This is a genomic window from Shewanella hafniensis (genome assembly GCF_019655335.1).
Lineage (GTDB): Bacteria > Pseudomonadota > Gammaproteobacteria > Enterobacterales > Shewanellaceae > Shewanella > Shewanella hafniensis.
In genome coordinates this window covers 31,358-47,519 of sequence record NZ_BPFD01000014.1, presented here as the reverse complement: position 1 = coordinate 47,519, position 16,162 = coordinate 31,358, and the positions used below count along the sequence as shown (strand labels likewise).

Annotated in this window: 13 protein-coding genes and 3 tRNA genes; 6 read left to right on the top strand and 10 right to left on the bottom strand. The window is 45.9% G+C overall.

Going from position 1 to position 16,162, the window contains the following annotated elements; all coding sequences use genetic code 11:
* Window positions 1-3: 3 nt before the first annotated feature.
* The 4 genes from K5Q99_RS06490 to K5Q99_RS06475 all read left to right on the top strand — a co-directional run bounded on the left by K5Q99_RS06490 (window position 4) and on the right by K5Q99_RS06475 (window position 3,427).
* Window positions 4-1,011, top strand: coding sequence for a peptide ABC transporter ATP-binding protein (locus K5Q99_RS06490; RefSeq protein WP_006081132.1), 1,008 nt, complete (start codon window positions 4-6; stop codon window positions 1,009-1,011).
* Window positions 992-1,777 carry a peptide ABC transporter ATP-binding protein gene (locus K5Q99_RS06485; protein ID WP_106650147.1) on the top strand — a complete coding sequence of 262 codons (786 nt, stop codon included), beginning with the start codon at window positions 992-994 and terminating at the stop codon, window positions 1,775-1,777. The genes K5Q99_RS06490 and K5Q99_RS06485 overlap by 20 nt, the downstream gene beginning before the upstream one ends.
* A 105-nt stretch (window positions 1,778-1,882) precedes the next feature.
* Complete coding sequence (fabV, locus tag K5Q99_RS06480) at window positions 1,883-3,085, top strand: enoyl-ACP reductase FabV (RefSeq protein WP_220776392.1); 1,203 nt, start codon at window positions 1,883-1,885, stop codon at window positions 3,083-3,085.
* A 129-nt stretch (window positions 3,086-3,214) separates the two neighbouring features.
* Window positions 3,215-3,427, top strand: coding sequence for a TOBE domain-containing protein (locus K5Q99_RS06475; RefSeq protein WP_006085368.1), 213 nt, complete (start codon window positions 3,215-3,217; stop codon window positions 3,425-3,427).
* A 192-nt stretch (window positions 3,428-3,619) separates the two neighbouring features.
* On the opposite strand, the gene K5Q99_RS06470 is transcribed toward K5Q99_RS06475, so the two are convergent.
* The 9 genes from K5Q99_RS06470 to K5Q99_RS06430 all read right to left on the bottom strand — a co-directional run bounded on the left by K5Q99_RS06470 (window position 3,620) and on the right by K5Q99_RS06430 (window position 12,712).
* Entirely contained in the window at window positions 3,620-5,485 is a 1,866-nt protein-coding gene (locus K5Q99_RS06470) for a SurA N-terminal domain-containing protein (protein WP_220776391.1), read from the bottom strand.
* A 220-nt stretch (window positions 5,486-5,705) separates the two neighbouring features.
* Window positions 5,706-5,993 carry a nucleoid-associated protein HU-beta gene (hupB, locus tag K5Q99_RS06465; protein WP_255211589.1) on the bottom strand — a complete coding sequence of 96 codons (288 nt, stop codon included), beginning with the start codon at window positions 5,991-5,993 and terminating at the stop codon, window positions 5,706-5,708.
* A 244-nt stretch (window positions 5,994-6,237) separates the two neighbouring features.
* Entirely contained in the window at window positions 6,238-8,595 is a 2,358-nt protein-coding gene (lon, locus tag K5Q99_RS06460; RefSeq protein WP_220776390.1) for an endopeptidase La, read from the bottom strand.
* A gap of 132 nt (window positions 8,596-8,727) precedes the next feature.
* A complete protein-coding gene (gene clpX, locus K5Q99_RS06455; RefSeq protein WP_106650143.1) occupies window positions 8,728-10,008 on the bottom strand; it encodes an ATP-dependent protease ATP-binding subunit ClpX in 1,281 nt (426 codons plus the stop codon).
* 84 nt (window positions 10,009-10,092) lie between these two features.
* Entirely contained in the window at window positions 10,093-10,701 is a 609-nt protein-coding gene (gene clpP, locus K5Q99_RS06450; RefSeq protein WP_006081124.1) for an ATP-dependent Clp endopeptidase proteolytic subunit ClpP, read from the bottom strand.
* An 89-nt stretch (window positions 10,702-10,790) separates the two neighbouring features.
* Window positions 10,791-12,095: a trigger factor gene (gene tig / locus K5Q99_RS06445; protein WP_220776389.1), complete on the bottom strand. Its 1,305-nt coding sequence runs from the start codon at window positions 12,093-12,095 to the stop codon at window positions 10,791-10,793.
* A gap of 261 nt (window positions 12,096-12,356) precedes the next feature.
* A tRNA-His gene (locus tag K5Q99_RS06440) sits at window positions 12,357-12,432 on the bottom strand.
* A gap of 9 nt (window positions 12,433-12,441) precedes the next feature.
* Window positions 12,442-12,518: transfer RNA gene (locus tag K5Q99_RS06435), tRNA-Arg, on the bottom strand.
* 117 nt (window positions 12,519-12,635) lie between these two features.
* A tRNA-Pro gene (locus K5Q99_RS06430) sits at window positions 12,636-12,712 on the bottom strand.
* A 460-nt stretch (window positions 12,713-13,172) separates the two neighbouring features.
* Between K5Q99_RS06430 and folD the strand changes: the two genes are divergently transcribed.
* Window positions 13,173-14,027 carry a bifunctional methylenetetrahydrofolate dehydrogenase/methenyltetrahydrofolate cyclohydrolase FolD gene (gene folD, locus K5Q99_RS06425; protein ID WP_106650141.1) on the top strand — a complete coding sequence of 285 codons (855 nt, stop codon included), beginning with the start codon at window positions 13,173-13,175 and terminating at the stop codon, window positions 14,025-14,027.
* Between the two features lie 120 nt (window positions 14,028-14,147).
* Here folD and cysS read toward each other — a convergent pair whose 3' ends face one another.
* Entirely contained in the window at window positions 14,148-15,527 is a 1,380-nt protein-coding gene (gene cysS / locus K5Q99_RS06420) for a cysteine--tRNA ligase (protein WP_220776388.1), read from the bottom strand.
* 140 nt (window positions 15,528-15,667) lie between these two features.
* Here cysS and K5Q99_RS06415 point away from each other — a divergent pair, with 140 nt between their 5' ends.
* The gene (locus K5Q99_RS06415) at window positions 15,668-16,162 is read left to right on the top strand and encodes a peptidylprolyl isomerase (RefSeq protein ID WP_220776387.1); all 495 of its coding nucleotides are present in this window, start codon (window positions 15,668-15,670) and stop codon (window positions 16,160-16,162) included.

Genomic DNA, 16,162 nt, shown 5'->3' with positions numbered 1-16,162 from the left:
CTTATGCCTTTACTCGACGTACGAAATCTCACGATTGAACTCGATACGCCCCACGGTAGAGTGCGGGCGCTCGAAAAAGTCAGCTTAACCCTCAATGCGGGTGAAATTCATGGTCTTGTCGGTGAATCAGGCTCGGGGCGAAGTTTGTTAGCCAGAGCGATTCTTGGGATCCCTGGTCCCAACTGGACCATCACAGCCGATCGCATGATGTGGGATGGCAATAACCTGATGGCTATGAGCTCAAAAGAGCGTCGCAATCTGATGGGTTCAGATATGGCTATGATCTTCCAAGATCCATCGGGCAGTTTAGATCCGGCGCAAACCGTCGGTAGCCAACTGATGCAAGCTATGCCTAAGAATCCCAATGCCTATTTTTGGCAAAAACGTCGACATGCGCGGCTGACGGCGCAAAAATGGCTACATAAAGTCGGGATCAAGAATCCGCGGCAGGTCATGTCTAGCTACGCCTGGGAGTTATCCGAAGGCGAATGCCAAAAGGTGATGATTGCGATGGCGGTTGCTAACCAGCCTCGCCTCTTGATTGCCGATGAGCCCACAAGCTCGATGGAACTCAGCACTCAAGCGCAGATATTCAGATTATTATCTCAATTAAATCAATTACAAAATGTATCGATTCTATTGATCAGCCACGAGCTTGAGACCTTGGCCCAATGGTGCGATCACTTATCCGTGCTCTATTGCGGTCAGGTTATGGAATCAGGGCCGACAGACGAAGTGATTAAGCAGCCTTATCATCCTTACACTAAGGCGCTGCTTGACAACATGCCCGACTATTCAGGCTCCGGTGGTCACAAGGCAATTATGCCCACCCTTCCTGGGTCTGCGCCCGCCTTGCAGCATTTGCCAATCGGGTGCCGTTTAGGACCTCGCTGCCCTGAAGCCCAGAAAAAATGCGTTAATCAGCCAAATTTAAGTCATATTAAAGACCGCTATTTTGCCTGTCATTTCCCTTATCACGGCGAAACCCATAATGACGACCCCACTGCTTAAAGTTAACGATCTTTATAAAAGATACGATACCGGTTATCGAGGCTTTTCCCGCCAATATAACGATGCATTAGCGCCCGTATCCTTCGAGCTCCAGCGCGGCGAAACCTTAGCCATAGTAGGTGAAGCAGGGTCTGGTAAAAGTACCTTAGCCCGCATTTTGGTCGGTGCAGAGCCCCGCAGCGGCGGCGAGATTTTTTTCGAAGGTGAAGCCTTAGACAGCCGCGATATTAAACAAAGATGCCGCTTAATTCGGATGATTTTCCAAGATCCCAATACCTCACTGAACCCGCGTTTGACAATAGGTCAATTGCTCGATGAGCCGCTGCGGTTTAATACCCAAATGTCGGCGCAATCACGACACACCCAAGTGGTCGATACGCTGCGCAAAGTGGGGTTATTACCTGAGCATGCAGAGTTTTATCCGCACATGATTTCCGAAGGCCAGAAACAGCGCGTTGCGGTAGCGCGAGCCTTAATGCTTAACCCTAAAATTATCATTGCCGATGAAGCTTTGACCGCGCTTGACCTTTCAGTACGCTCACAAATTCTCAATTTGCTGCTGAAACTGCAAAAAGACCTCGGCTTGTCTTATATCTTCGTATCCCATAATCTCAATATTATTCGCCATGTTAGCGATAAAATCATGGTGCTGCACAAAGGTGTTATGGTCGAGAAAGCGCCTACAGAACAGATATTTAACTCGCCGCAACATGAATATACCCAGAGGTTGATCCAGGAGCAGAGTCTGTTTGTCCACAAACGTTAAACTGCTCCAACCACTTAAATAATCAGGTGAATTGGCTAAAAATAGGTGCCATTTACCCGCCGAAATATTTATCCTATTGGTCATTTTGATAGAAGAAGCTTAAACATGATTATCAAACCAAAAATTCGTGGATTCATTTGTACCACTACACACCCAGTCGGTTGTGAAGCCAACGTTCAAGAACAAATCACGCTAACCAAAGCTAAAGGTAAAATCGCTAACGGCCCGAAAAAGGTATTAGTGGTTGGCTCATCAAGCGGTTACGGTCTGTCTTCACGTATTGCCGCCGCTTTCGGTAGTGATGCCGCAACGATTGGCGTGTTCTTCGAAAAGCCAGGTACTGAAACGAAACCAGGTACTGCGGGTTGGTACAACTCTGCCGCTTTCGACAAATTTGCTAAAGCTGAAGGCCTATATTCTAAGAGCATTAACTGCGATGCCTTTAGCCATGAAGCAAAACAAAAAGTGATCGAACTTATTAAGCAAGATCTCGGTGAAATCGACATGGTCGTTTACTCACTGGCATCACCTGTGCGCAAACTGCCCGATTCTGGTGAACTTATTCGTTCTGCGCTAAAACCAATCGGTGAAACTTACACAGCGACTGCGGTTGATACCAATAAAGACTGCATCATTGAAGCCACCGTTGAGCCAGCAACTGAGCAAGAAATTGCCGATACAGTAACGGTTATGGGCGGCGAAGATTGGGAACTGTGGATCAAAGCCTTATCTGAAGCCGGTGTATTAGCGGATAACTGCAAAACCATAGCCTATAGCTACATCGGTACTGAACTGACGTGGCCAATCTACTGGCACGGCGCCCTTGGCAAAGCCAAGATGGATTTAGACCGTGCAGCAAAAGCCTTAAATGAGCAATTGTCAGTCACTGGCGGCAGCGCTAACGTTGCGGTACTGAAGAGCGTTGTGACTCAAGCGAGTTCGGCTATTCCAGTTATGCCTTTGTATATCGCTATGGTATTCAAGAAAATGCGTCAGGAAGGGCTCCATGAAGGTTGTATGGAGCAAATCTACCGCATGTTCAGCGAGCGTCTATTCCGCGCCGATGGTGCTAAGCCAGAAACTGACAGCGACAACCGCATCCGTTTAGACGATTGGGAACTGCGTGAAGATATTCAGCAACACTGCCGTAATTTGTGGCCACAAGTGACCACAGAAAACTTGTCAGAATTAACGGATTACCGTGAATACAAAGCTGAATTTATTAAATTATTCGGCTTTGGTATCGAAGGTATTGATTACGATGCCGACGTTAACCCATACGTTGAATTTGACGTTATCGAGCTCTAATTCTGCGATAGCGAGTCACGGTTTATCACAACATTAAACGCCACTTTTTAGTGGCGTTTTTATTTACAACCCCAAACTAAGATGCGCTACACTAGTTTCCACCAATCACTCCCTCAATAAGGAAAGACGATGAAAATTAGCGCAAGAAATACGCTCAGCGGCACGATCAAATCCATAGAAATGGGCGCGGTAAACAATGAAGTGACGATCGAACTTGCACCAGGTGTCGTATTGACCTCTGTAGTGACGAAAGCATCCTGTGAGCGCCTAGGGCTTAAAGTGGGTGATTCGGCTTATGCACTCATCAAAGCCAGCAGCGTCATGATAGGCGTTGATGACTAGCCCGACGGTAACGTCGCGCTTGATGTAATAAAAGATTAAATCTAACGGGCTGCCTGCTGTGACAGATACCCTTCAATCTCATCGACACACTTAAGCGCATTGAAAAACAAAAAGGCCAAGTGGGATCACTTGGCCTTTTTAATCGAAGTTTACCAGTAAGATAGCCAGGTTAACGCGCTATCCTCACAGAAATTATTCTTCTACAGGGTAAAGTACCTTGGCATTGGCTTTAAGTGAATCTATCAAGCCACGGTAATCTGCTTCGCTGTATTGTGCGTTCAGACGTTGTTTAAGCGCATTAACCAGCTCATCACTCACGCCTTCTGCAGCGTTGACTTTATCCAGTGCAACCACGGCATAACCATTTGCTAAACCAACGGTATCGACAACAGGAGTTGTGCTCGGTGTTGGCATTTGGAACGCTTTACCTACAATAGCTGCATCAACATCTTGCGCGCCGCGGCCTAGTTTCACTTTAGCAACTAAGCCAAGATCCGTTGCACCCGCTTTAACTTGGGCCATCAGCTCTTGTGCTTTCGCACGGGCAGCTTCGTTTGCTTGGTCTTGCTTCAAACGTTCTGTGATATTGGCTTTCACTTCCGCTAAGGCTAAAGTGCCAGCATCGTGATGTTCTTTCACACGAACCACCACCACGTGGTTAGGTTCAAGCTCAATCACTTCACTGTTTAACCCTTTCAGCATAACAGTTTCAGAGAAGGCTGCTTTAACTAAGTCAGGCTTGTTTAGCTCAGCAGGTGCATTATCGCGAGAAAACAGTGCTGTAGTCTTAACATCAACGCCAACAGCTTTTGCGGTTTCAGATAGTGTATCTGGCACTTCATAGCTGGTATCCGCTAATTTACTTTGTAAGCTATAGAACTGGTCAACCGCTTTCTTATCTTGCAATTGAGCCACTATCTTAGCTTTCACATCAGCAAACGGCACAGTCACACCAGGTTGCACATCTAATAGCTTGATAATGTGGAAACCAAAGTCAGTTTTAACCACAGCAGAATGTTGGCCTTTGTTCAATGCAAATAAGGCAGCATCAAAAGCGGGGTCCATCACACCTGGTTCAAACCAATCCAGTTTACCGCCCTGCTCTGCACTCAAGGTATCGTCTGAGTTCGCTTTAGCCAGATCAGCAAAATCAGCACCGCTGTCTAATTGCTTAGCTAAATCTTCAGCCTTGGCTTTTGCAGCCGCTTCATCGCTACCAGGCATAACCAGAATGTGCGCCGCAAGACGCTTCTCGTTAGACACGTATTGCGCTTTATGTTCTTCGTAATAAGCTTGCGCTTCTTCGTCAGAAACTGGGTTATTTTTAGCAAAATCAGCCGCATTCAGTTCAACATATTCTAAGCTCACCATTTCAGGGCTCATAAACTGCCCTTGGTTTGCGTCGTAATAGTTTTTCACTTGCTCGTCAGTCACAACCGCTGTCGCTAAGAATGGCGCAGAATCAACCACTAAATAACGCACATCGCGGGTTTGACCTTGTAACTCAGCTAATTGCTTAGCTTCACCTGCTAACACAAATTCAGTACCAACTAGCGCAGCTGTTAACTGACGACGGGTCATATCGACACGCATCATGTCTCTAAACGCCTGTGGTTGATAACCTAACTGACGTAGAATCGCTTGATAACGGTCGTTATCAAATTTGCCATCAGTTTGGAATGCGGGTTCAGTTTTAACAGCTGCAATAATCTGTTCGTCAGATACTCGCAAACCCATTGCCGTAGCCGCTTGATCTATCAATTTGTCAGCAACTAAGCGCTCTAATACGCTCTGCTTAATGCTTTGTAGATATTTTTCGTCAGCAGATAACGCAGCAAACATCTCACCTAGCTGTTGCTCCATACGAGAGCGCTCGCTTTGGTAAGCCTGTTCAAGCTCGGCTTTCGTGATCTTGTCGCCGTTCACTTCTGCCGCAGGCACATCAGTTGTAGAACCTAAGTAACTGCTGACTCCTGCAAATGCAAAAGATAAAATCACAAGTACGAGAATGCCTTTAGCAATCACGCCTTGCGAACCATCGCGGATCTTTTCTAACATCAGATTTCTCGCTTGTTGCGATTAACAAAATAAAAAGGCGCATCAGGATGCGCCTTTCTGTAATTTATGGGGAATATTCAGACGCTACCACAGGTAAATTCTAAAACCCCGAGTAATGGTAGAAATTAAGCTTCATATTCCATTACTTTCAATTCGTAAAAAGCACTGATAAACAGTGCTTGTCATTACGAATGCCTTACAAAGGCTACGATATTAATGATTAATTAACAGCGTCTTTCAGTGCTTTACCAGCTTTGAATGCTGGAATTTTAGCTGCTGCGATTTTGATTTCTTCACCCGTTTGTGGGTTGCGACCAGTACGCTCAGCGCGTTCACGCACTTCAAAAGTACCAAAACCAACAAGAGAAATTTTATCGCCTTCTTTCAGACCTTCAGTCACAGCAGCGATAAAAGAATCCAGTGCACGGCCAGCAGCGGCTTTAGAAATGTCAGCACCAGATGCGATTTTCTCGATTAGTTCAGATTTGTTCATGTCATCCCCTTGAATGTAATTTTTTTGCGCCGCAACCAAATCCGTCTCTAGAGCGGTCTGCGGAGGCTTTTATAACAAGCTTGAATTCAAAGTTCAAGCTGAGTTCGAAAACCAAAGAATTAAAACTGGATACAGCTCAAAGCCAGTTGCGCCAAGGGCTTGGAGCAGCTGGCTCTCCACAGACCTAGGCTACCACAGGTCTGCGCTTTGTTAAGCCCCTTTTTTCATTTTTTTTAACGTGATAGCGCAATTTCTTGCGTTATGCCAAGTTTTTAACCACTTCGAAGCCTTCAACCGGTCTTTCTAGGGCCAGTTTTAACACTTCGTCGACCCAACGCACAGGACGAATTTCTAAATCGGCAATCACATTGGCAGGAATTTCTTCCAGATCACGCTCGTTTTCTTTTGGTATAAGTACCAATTTTATGCCGCCGCGGTGTGCTGCCAGCAGTTTTTCTTTCAAACCGCCAATAGGTAACACTTCACCACGTAAGGTAATTTCACCTGTCATGGCCACGTCGGCACGCACAGGGTTCCCCGTTAAGCTTGATACTAACGCGGTACACATAGCTGCGCCGGCTGATGGACCATCTTTGGGTGTTGCACCTTCTGGCACATGCACGTGGATATCACGCTTCTCGTAGAAATCTGCATTGATACCTAATTGTTCCGCACGGGCACGAACCACTGTCATCGCAGCCTGAATCGACTCTTGCATTACATCGCCAAGCGATCCTGTGTAAGTTAACTTACCTTTACCAGGTACCGATGTGGCTTCTATCGTCAGTAAGTCACCACCCACTTGGGTCCACGCTAAGCCAGTCACTTGACCGATTTGGTTCTTCGACTCGGCTTTGCCGTAATCGAAGCGCTGCACGCCAAGGAATGACTTAAGGTTATCTTGATTCACAGTGACAGATTTAACTGATTTATCGAGCAAAATCATTTTCACAACTTTACGACAAATCTTCGACAATTCGCGCTCAAGCGCTCGCACGCCCGCTTCACGGGTGTAGTAACGAATAATGCCAACAATCGCGCTGTCATCCACATGGATTTCAGTCGCTTTTAAACCATTGCGCTCAATTTGCTTATTCAGCAAATGTTGCTTAGCAATATTCAGCTTCTCGTCTTCGGTATAACCCGACAAACGAATGACTTCCATACGGTCAAGCAATGGCCCAGGAATGTCCATAGAGTTAGACGTTGCCACAAACATCACATCGGATAAGTCGTAATCGACTTCGAGGTAATGATCGTTAAAGGTCGCATTTTGCTCAGGATCGAGGACTTCTAATAAAGCAGAAGCCGGATCGCCGCGCATATCTGAACTCATCTTGTCGATTTCATCCAGCAAGAATAATGGGTTTTTTACGCCCACTTTAGCCATCTTTTGAATGACTTTACCTGGCATAGAACCAATATAAGTACGGCGATGACCACGGATTTCCGCTTCATCACGCACACCGCCTAAGGCAACACGGACATACTTACGACCAGTCGCCTTAGCGATCGATTGACCCAAGGAAGTTTTACCCACACCTGGAGGTCCAACGAGACACAGAATTGGCCCTTTAAGCTGACGCACTCGGCTTTGGACTGCCAAATATTCCAAGATACGTTCTTTGACTTTTTCAAGGCCAAAATGATCGGTGTCGAGTACTTCTTGGGCTTTGGCTAAATCACGTTTGATTTTAGAGCGTTGGCTCCAAGGCACAGCCGTCATCCAATCGACATAACTGCGAACCACCGTCGCTTCGGCGGACATTGGCGACATCATGCGTAGTTTGTTAAGCTCGGCTAAGGCTTTTTCCTTCGCATCGCTTGGCATGTTAGCCTCTTCAATCTTACGATTTAAGGCTTCAAACTCATCATGTCCTTCGTCTAAGTCACCCAGTTCTTTCTGGATGGCTTTCATTTGTTCGTTCAGATAGTACTCGCGCTGGCTTTTTTCCATCTGCTTTTTAACGCGGGTACGGATACGTTTCTCAACCTGCAATAGGTCGATCTCCGATTCCATCATCGCCATTAAATATTCCAGACGCTCGCCAACGTTGACCATCTCAAGCACAGATTGTTTGTCTTCAAGCTTAAGTGGCATGTGAGCGGCCATAGTATCTGCCAGACGCGCCGCTTCATCGATACCCGATAAAGAGGTCAAGACTTCTGGCGGGATCTTCTTGTTCAGCTTGATATAACCTTCAAACTGACCAATAGCACTGCGCACTAACACTTCTTCTTCTTTGTCTTCCAGCGGTTCTGATTCCAGATACTCAGCCTTAGCCACAAAAAATTCTGTTTCTTGGGTATAACGGGTAATACGGGCGCGACGACCGCCTTCAACCAGCACTTTGACTGTGCCGTCTGGCAGCTTAAGTAACTGTAAAATAGAGGCAACCGTACCCACTTCGAAGATGTCATCCTTTGATGGTTCATCGAGCTCGGCATCACGCTGCGCCACTAAAATAATTTGCTTATCCTGCGCCATTGCCGTTTCGAGACATCGAATAGATTTTTCTCGTCCGACAAATAACGGAATTACCATATGAGGATAGACCACCACATCTCGCAGTGGCAGCACGGGGAGTTCGATATGCGCTTCACGCTCTTGGGTCATAGTTCGATTCCGTTTTGGTGAAATGGATTAATACTGGAGTATATTGGGACGCTTTATGGAGTTTCAATGGCTAATACGAAAAAAGGAGTCCATTGGACTCCTTGTTTTTCAGTTTATTAGCGATCAGTACAATTATTGTTCGCCTGATGCCACTTGGGCCTCATTGTGCTCGTAAATCAAGATTGGGGCAGACTCCCCTTTCACTACTGATTCATCCACAACGGCCTTCACCACACCGTCAACGGATGGGATATCGTACATAGTATCCAGCAGAATACTTTCAACGATGGAGCGTAGGCCACGGGCACCTGTCTTGCGAGACATGGCTTTGTGAGCAATCGCTTTAAGCGCATCTTCGCGGAACTCAAGCTCAACCCCTTCCATCTCAAATAACGCACTGTATTGCTTAGTTAGGGCATTTTTAGGTTGAGATAGAATTTGTACTAAAGCTTCTTCATCCAGCTCAGTCAGAGTCGCAACCACTGGTAGACGACCAATAAACTCAGGGATTAAACCGTATTTGACTAAATCGCCAGGCTCTACTTGCGATAAGGTTTCAGAGATCGTCGCTTTCTCTTTCTCGCCTTTCACCTGTGCACCAAAACCAATCCCCGAGCCAACGTGCGCACGTTGCTCAATCACTTTCTCAAGCCCAGCAAACGCACCACCACAGATAAACAGGATCTTAGAAGTATCGACTTGTAAGAATTCTTGCTGTGGATGCTTACGGCCACCTTGTGGTGGAACCGCGGCAACAGTACCTTCAATCAGCTTAAGCAGCGCTTGCTGTACACCCTCACCCGATACGTCACGGGTGATTGATGGATTGTCTGACTTACGGCTAATTTTATCGATTTCATCGATATAAACGATACCACGCTGCGCTTTCTCAACATCGTAGTCGCACTTTTGCAGCAACTTTTGAATGATGTTTTCAACGTCTTCACCCACATAACCCGCTTCAGTCAGTGTTGTGGCATCGGCCATAGTGAAAGGTACATTGAGTGAGCGCGCAAGGGTTTCAGCCAGTAGGGTTTTACCGCTGCCCGTTGGGCCAATCAGCAAAATATTACTCTTACCCAGCTCGACTCCGTCCTTAGGCGATGCATTTTTTAAGCGCTTATAGTGGTTATACACAGCCACTGATAGCACTTTTTTGGCTCTGTCTTGGCCAATCACATAATCGTCTAAATGTGCACGTAATTCATGTGGTGTTGGTAATTTATCGCTATCACGCTTCGGAGAGATTTCTTTAATCTCTTCGCGAATGATGTCGTTACATAACTCAACACATTCGTCGCATACATACACTGATGGGCCAGCAATGAGTTTTCTGACTTCATGCTGGCTCTTTCCGCAAAAAGAGCAGTACAGCAATTTACCGCTGTCACCATTATTTTTGTTATCGCCCATTAATTACCTCATTTGCAGTCTGCTCTACTGCCTGTCTTAAATTTGCTTAACTTTTACAGAGCATAGCTCAGTCAAAAGCAAAAATCAGCCGCGTTTCGTCATCACAGAGTCAACTAAGCCATATTCGACGGCTTGAGTCGCACTCATGAAGTTGTCACGGTCTGTATCACGTTCAACGACTTCGAGCGGTTGGCCAGTATGCTCGGCTAACATTTGGTTAAGCTTATTTTTAATGCCTAAGATTTCTTTGGCATGAATAGCAATATCTGATGCTTGACCTTGGAAACCACCCAGCGGTTGATGGATCATCACGCGAGAGTTTGGTAAACAGTGACGCTTACCCTTCTCACCACCGGCTAACAAGAAAGCGCCCATACTAGCGGCTTGGCCGATGCAGACAGTGCTAACATTCGGTTTGATAAACTGCATGGTATCATAAATCGCCATGCCTGCGGTGACAGAGCCACCTGGGGAGTTAATGTATAAAAAGATATCTTTATCTGGGCTTTCTGATTCTAAGAATAATAATTGCGCCACGATAAGGTTTGCCATGTGTTCTTCAACTTGACCTACCAAAAAGATAATCCGCTCTTTCAACAAACGAGAATAAATATCGTATGAGCGTTCACCCTTAGCAGTCTGTTCGATCACCATAGGCACTAAAGCACTTTGTATGTCTGACGCATTATGCATTATTCACTTCCCTAAATAAAAATGGCTCGCATGAGGAGCCTCATACGAGCCATTATAAATGGCGAACAGCTAATCAAGTCAAGCTTAGCTTATGCGCGACCGGTAGCCTTGTTCATAAATTCTTCAAAAGCGACTTGTTTTTCGGTCACTTTGGCAGATTTCAACAGTGCTTCAACCGCTTGCTCTTCTAAAGCAACGTTGCGCATGTTTTGCATCAGCTCTTTGTTGCTGTTGTAATAAGCAACTACTTCACTTGGATCTTCGTAGGCTGAAGCCATAGAAGCGATCAAGCCTTGTACGCGTTCATCTTCCGCTTTCAGTTCGTTAGTCTTGATGACTTCGCCTAATAGCAGACCGATTTTAACACGACGTGCAGCTTGTTCAGTGAACAATTCAGCTGGCAGTTCTGGCATGTTAGCCGATTGGCCGCCAAAACGTTGCATGGCTTGTTGACGCAAAACGTTAACTTCGCCATCGATCAATGCTTTTGGCAAAGTGATATCGTTGTTAGCTAACAGACCATTGATCACTTGCTCTTTCACGTTAGCTTTTAACGCTTGCTCAAGTTCACGGTTCATGTTTTTACGGATTTCAGCTTTAAGGGCTTCTAAGCCACCTTCGCTGATACCGAACAGAGCAGCAAACTCATCGTTTACTTCTGGCAGGTTAGCAGCTTGAACTTCAGTCAGCGTAATCGCGAACTTAGCGGCTTTACCTTTCAGGTTTTCAGCGTGATATTCTTCTGGGAAGTTCACGTCGATAACAAATTCTTCGCCCGCTTTGTGACCTAAGATACCTGCTTCAAAACCAGGGATCATACGGCCGCTACCTAATTGCAGTTCGAAATCATCAGCTTTGCCGCCTTCAAATTCTTCACCGTCAACTGAGCCAACAAAGTTCATTTTCACTTTGTCGCCATCAGCAGCTTCACGCTCAACAGCAGCGAAAGTCGCGTGTTGTTTACGTAAGGTTTCAATCATAGTGTCAACGTCAGCGTCAGTCACTTCAGCTTTTGGCTGTTCTACTTCGATTGCATCTAAGCCTTTCAGCTCAACTTCTGGATAGATTTCAAAGGTAGCGATAAATTCGAATTTTTCGCCATCAGTAGAACCAGGAACAAAAGTCGGTGCACCCGCTGGGTTTAACTTCTCAGCAATAATTGCTTCGATGAAGTTACGTTGCATCACTTCACCCATGATGTCTTGACGAATCGCTGCGCCGTAACGTTTGTTTATAACAGTAACAGGCACTTTACCAGGACGGAAACCTGGGATACGAGCACGCTTAGCTTCACGTTGTAAACTGTCTTTAACCAGCTTTTCAATTTGTTCAGCAGGAACAGAAATGGTCAGGCGACGCTCTAGGCCTTGGGTTGCTTCAACAGAAACTTGCATTGTTTTACCTCGAAATTTGTCTAACGTCCTTTGTAATAGCCGATTCATCAACTATTCAGGTATTCGTTTCTTGATCATTAAATTTGACTACAATGCCCACCACAACTGGCTTTAGGCACAGGTCGCTCATAGTTGATATCTATCAAGACGCGACATTATAGCCACCGTTTTCTGCAGAGTCGAGCCTCAACAGCCGAATCTGGGGTATAAAAAAAGCGACACAAGGTCGCTTTTTTTAATTTGTACTCAAAGTACTAAAAATGGGGTGACTGATGGGGCTCGAACCCACGACAACCGGAATCACAATCCGGGACTCTACCAACTGAGCTACAATCACCACTGAAACTGGTACGCCCGGCAGGATTCGAACCTGCGACCACCCGCTTAGAAGGCGGGTGCTCTATCCAACTGAGCTACGGGCGCATGGTTTACAGAATTTTCTGTATCCTAACCGATTTGGAAAGCATTTATACTAACCCTATCACTCGCCTATTTGAGTCCAAATTATCTTTGAATTCATTGAAGCAAACGATAATAAAGTGGTCGGTGATAGAGGATTCGAACCTCTGACCCTCTGGTCCCAAACCAGATGCGCTACCGGACTGCGCTAATCACCGAAGGTCTTACATTTTACTTGGTATCAATTCAGAGGTTCCCCTCTGGTCTGCTCTCATCCAAAATCTGGATGCACTATCAGACTGCGCTAATCACCGAAGGTCTTACATTTTACTTGGTATCAACTCAGAGGCTCCCCTCTGGTCCGCTCTCATCCAAAATCTGGATACGCTATTGGACTGTGTTAATCACCGAAGGTCTTACATAACATTTTCAGTGCTAGATGAACACATCTGCCTGAGAACGGAGCGCATCTTATCCCCTCACTTTACAACCGTCAACGATTTTTTTATTGATTGACTCTAGGTGCTGAATTATCAGGCTAATCCGGTTTTTTTTATCCATTTGGCGACGGCTTTAACCATGACACAGTAGCTGTGCCCTGTTAAAATAGCCGCGATTGCCAATCTCTGTGTTAACTACTGTTTTCACCATCGCCCATATAAAGGATATCCTACACCCATGACAGCCCAAATAATCGACGGCAAGGCGATTGCTCAATCCATCCGCACTAAGCTCAGCGAAAAAGTCACCGCCCGCAAAGAGGCTGGACAGCGCATTCCGGGTTTAGCCGTAGTATTAGTGGGAGCCGATCCGGCATCACAGGTTTATGTTGGAAGCAAACGTAAGGCCTGTGAGGAAGTTGGATTTATTTCTCGTTCATACGATTTAGAAACAAGTTGCAGTGAAGATGAGTTGCTGAGCCTTATTGATAGTCTGAATGATGATCCGACCATCGATGGCATTTTAGTGCAACTGCCATTACCTGCCCATATCGAAGATTCAAAAGTCATCGAACGTATTCGTCCAGATAAAGATGTCGATGGATTTCACCCGTATAACGTTGGCCGTTTAGCGCAGCGTATTCCTGTGCTGCGCTCTTGCACGCCGATGGGCATTATGACACTCATCAAATCCACTGGTGTCGATACCTATGGTTTAGATGCTGTTGTGGTTGGCGCGTCTAATATTGTCGGCCGCCCTATGACCTTAGAGTTACTGCTTGCTGGCTGCACCACCACCACTTGCCACCGCTTCACTAAGAATCTTGAGCAAAAAATCCGTCTCGCGGATCTCGTTGTTGTCGCTGTCGGTAAACCCGGCTTCATTCCTGGTGAGTGGATCAAGCCCGGCGCGATTGTAATAGATGTGGGTATTAACCGTTTAGATAACGGCACCTTAGTCGGCGATGTGCAATATGAAGTCGCCGCGCAAAATGCCAGTTTTATCACTCCAGTCCCAGGCGGTGTTGGCCCGATGACAATTGCGAGTCTATTGGAAAATACCTTATACGCTGCCGAGCAATATCACGACTAGCTTCTAGCTTCTAGCTTCTAGCTTCTAGCTTCTAGCTTCTAGCAAGCATAAAAAAACCTGCATAATGCAGGTTTTTTATTTGCTGAAGATTTTCTTGAATTAAGAATATAGCGAATAAGCTTATTTCTTACGCCAAGTGGTACCACTTGGGCCATCTTCGAGTTCAACGCCTAACTCATTCAAACGGTTACGCGCCACATCCGCCGCAGCCCAGTCCTTTTCAGTACGAGCACGGTTACGTTCAACAATTAAAGCTTCAATTTCAGCCACTTCATCATCACTACCGCCGCCTTGGAAGAAAGCTTCAGGCTCTTGGCTTAATAAGCCTAGCACATCCGCTAACTGCTTTAAGGTGACCGCTAATGCCGATGCCTGTGCCATATCGGTCAGTTTTAAGCGATTAATGTCACGCACCATGTCAAACAGGACTGAGTAGGCTTCTGGTGTATTAAAGTCATCGTCCATCGCCGCTTTAAACTTAGCAATGAACTCTTCTGCTTGCGCCGCTGCGACAGTCAAGTCGACATCTTTAATAGCGGTATACAAACGCTCTAAGGCTGAGCGAGCTTGTTTCAAGTTATCTTCTGAATAGTTCAGTTGGCTACGATAGTGGCCCGATAACAGGAAATAACGCACAGTTTCAGCATCATAGTGACCAAGCACATCGCGAATAGTGAAGAAGTTGCCTAACGACTTAGACATTTTTTCACGGTCAACCATCACCATGCCCGTGTGCATCCAATAGTTTACGTATGGCGTGTCATGGGCACAGCAAGACTGGGCGATTTCGTTCTCATGGTGCGGGAACTGTAAGTCAGAGCCGCCGCCATGAATATCAAAATGCAGACCTAAATGTTTGCTGTTCATGGCAGAACATTCGATATGCCAGCCAGGACGACCCGGTCCCCATGGTGATTCCCACGTTGGTTCGCCAGGTTTAGACATTTTCCACAACACAAAATCCATTGGATTTTGTTTGGTTTCGTCCACTTCTACCCGAGCACCGGCTTGAAGTTGATCTAAATTCTGACCCGATAAACGGCCGTAATCAGGATAGGAAGCCACGCTGAAAAGCACATCACCATCGCTCGCCACATAAGCATGGCCACGGGCGAGTAATAACTCAACCATGTCGATGATCTCGGCAATGTGCAGGGTTGCGCGCGGTTCAAAATCGGGGCGCAACATATTCAAGGCATCGAAGTCTTGATGCATTTCACCGATCAAACGCTCGGTTAAGGCTTCACAGCTTTCGTTATTCTCGTTAGCGCGCTTGATGATTTTGTCATCAACATCGGTAATATTGCGCTGAAAATTCACTTCATAACCCGCGTAACGCAGGTAGCGCACTATCATGTCAAAGGAAACAAAAGTACGGCCATGACCAATATGACAGAGATCGTATATGGTCACACCACACACGTACATCCCGATTTTTCCGGGAGTAATCGGCTTAAATTCCTGTTTTTGGCGGGTAATACTGTTGTAAATCTTCAACATCGATATTCTCTTCAATGATACATTCAGGTGTAAAATCAAGGAGTCAGTCTACCACGGCCTGACAGGTTTTGAATACTGCACTTTGCGCGCAATCCGAGATAAGTTAGAATCGCGCCACTATTTACAGAGAGTATGAAAACATGATCACAATACACACCAATTTGGGCGACATTAAACTGCAACTGAACGCTGAAAAAGCGCCGTTAACAGTAGCAAACTTTATGAAATATGTTGACGAAGGTTTCTTCGACGGCACTATCTTCCACCGTGTGATTGACGGTTTCATGATCCAAGGTGGTGGCTTCAACGAAGACATGAGCCAAAAACGTTGTAACGAGCCAGTTAAAAACGAAGCCAATAACGGTTTATCAAACCGTACTGGTACTGTCGCTATGGCACGTACTTCTGATCCACATTCAGCCACTGCACAGTTCTTCATTAACGTGAACGACAACACTTTCCTCGATTTTAAATCAGAAACCTCACAGGGCTGGGGCTACTGCGTATTCGGCGAAGTTGTTGAAGGCATGGATATTATCGAAAAAATCAAAGCAGTTAGTACAGGTAACCGTGGTATGCATCAAGATGTACCATTAGAAGCTGTAGTGATTGAAAAAGTCAGCGTTGCGGCATAA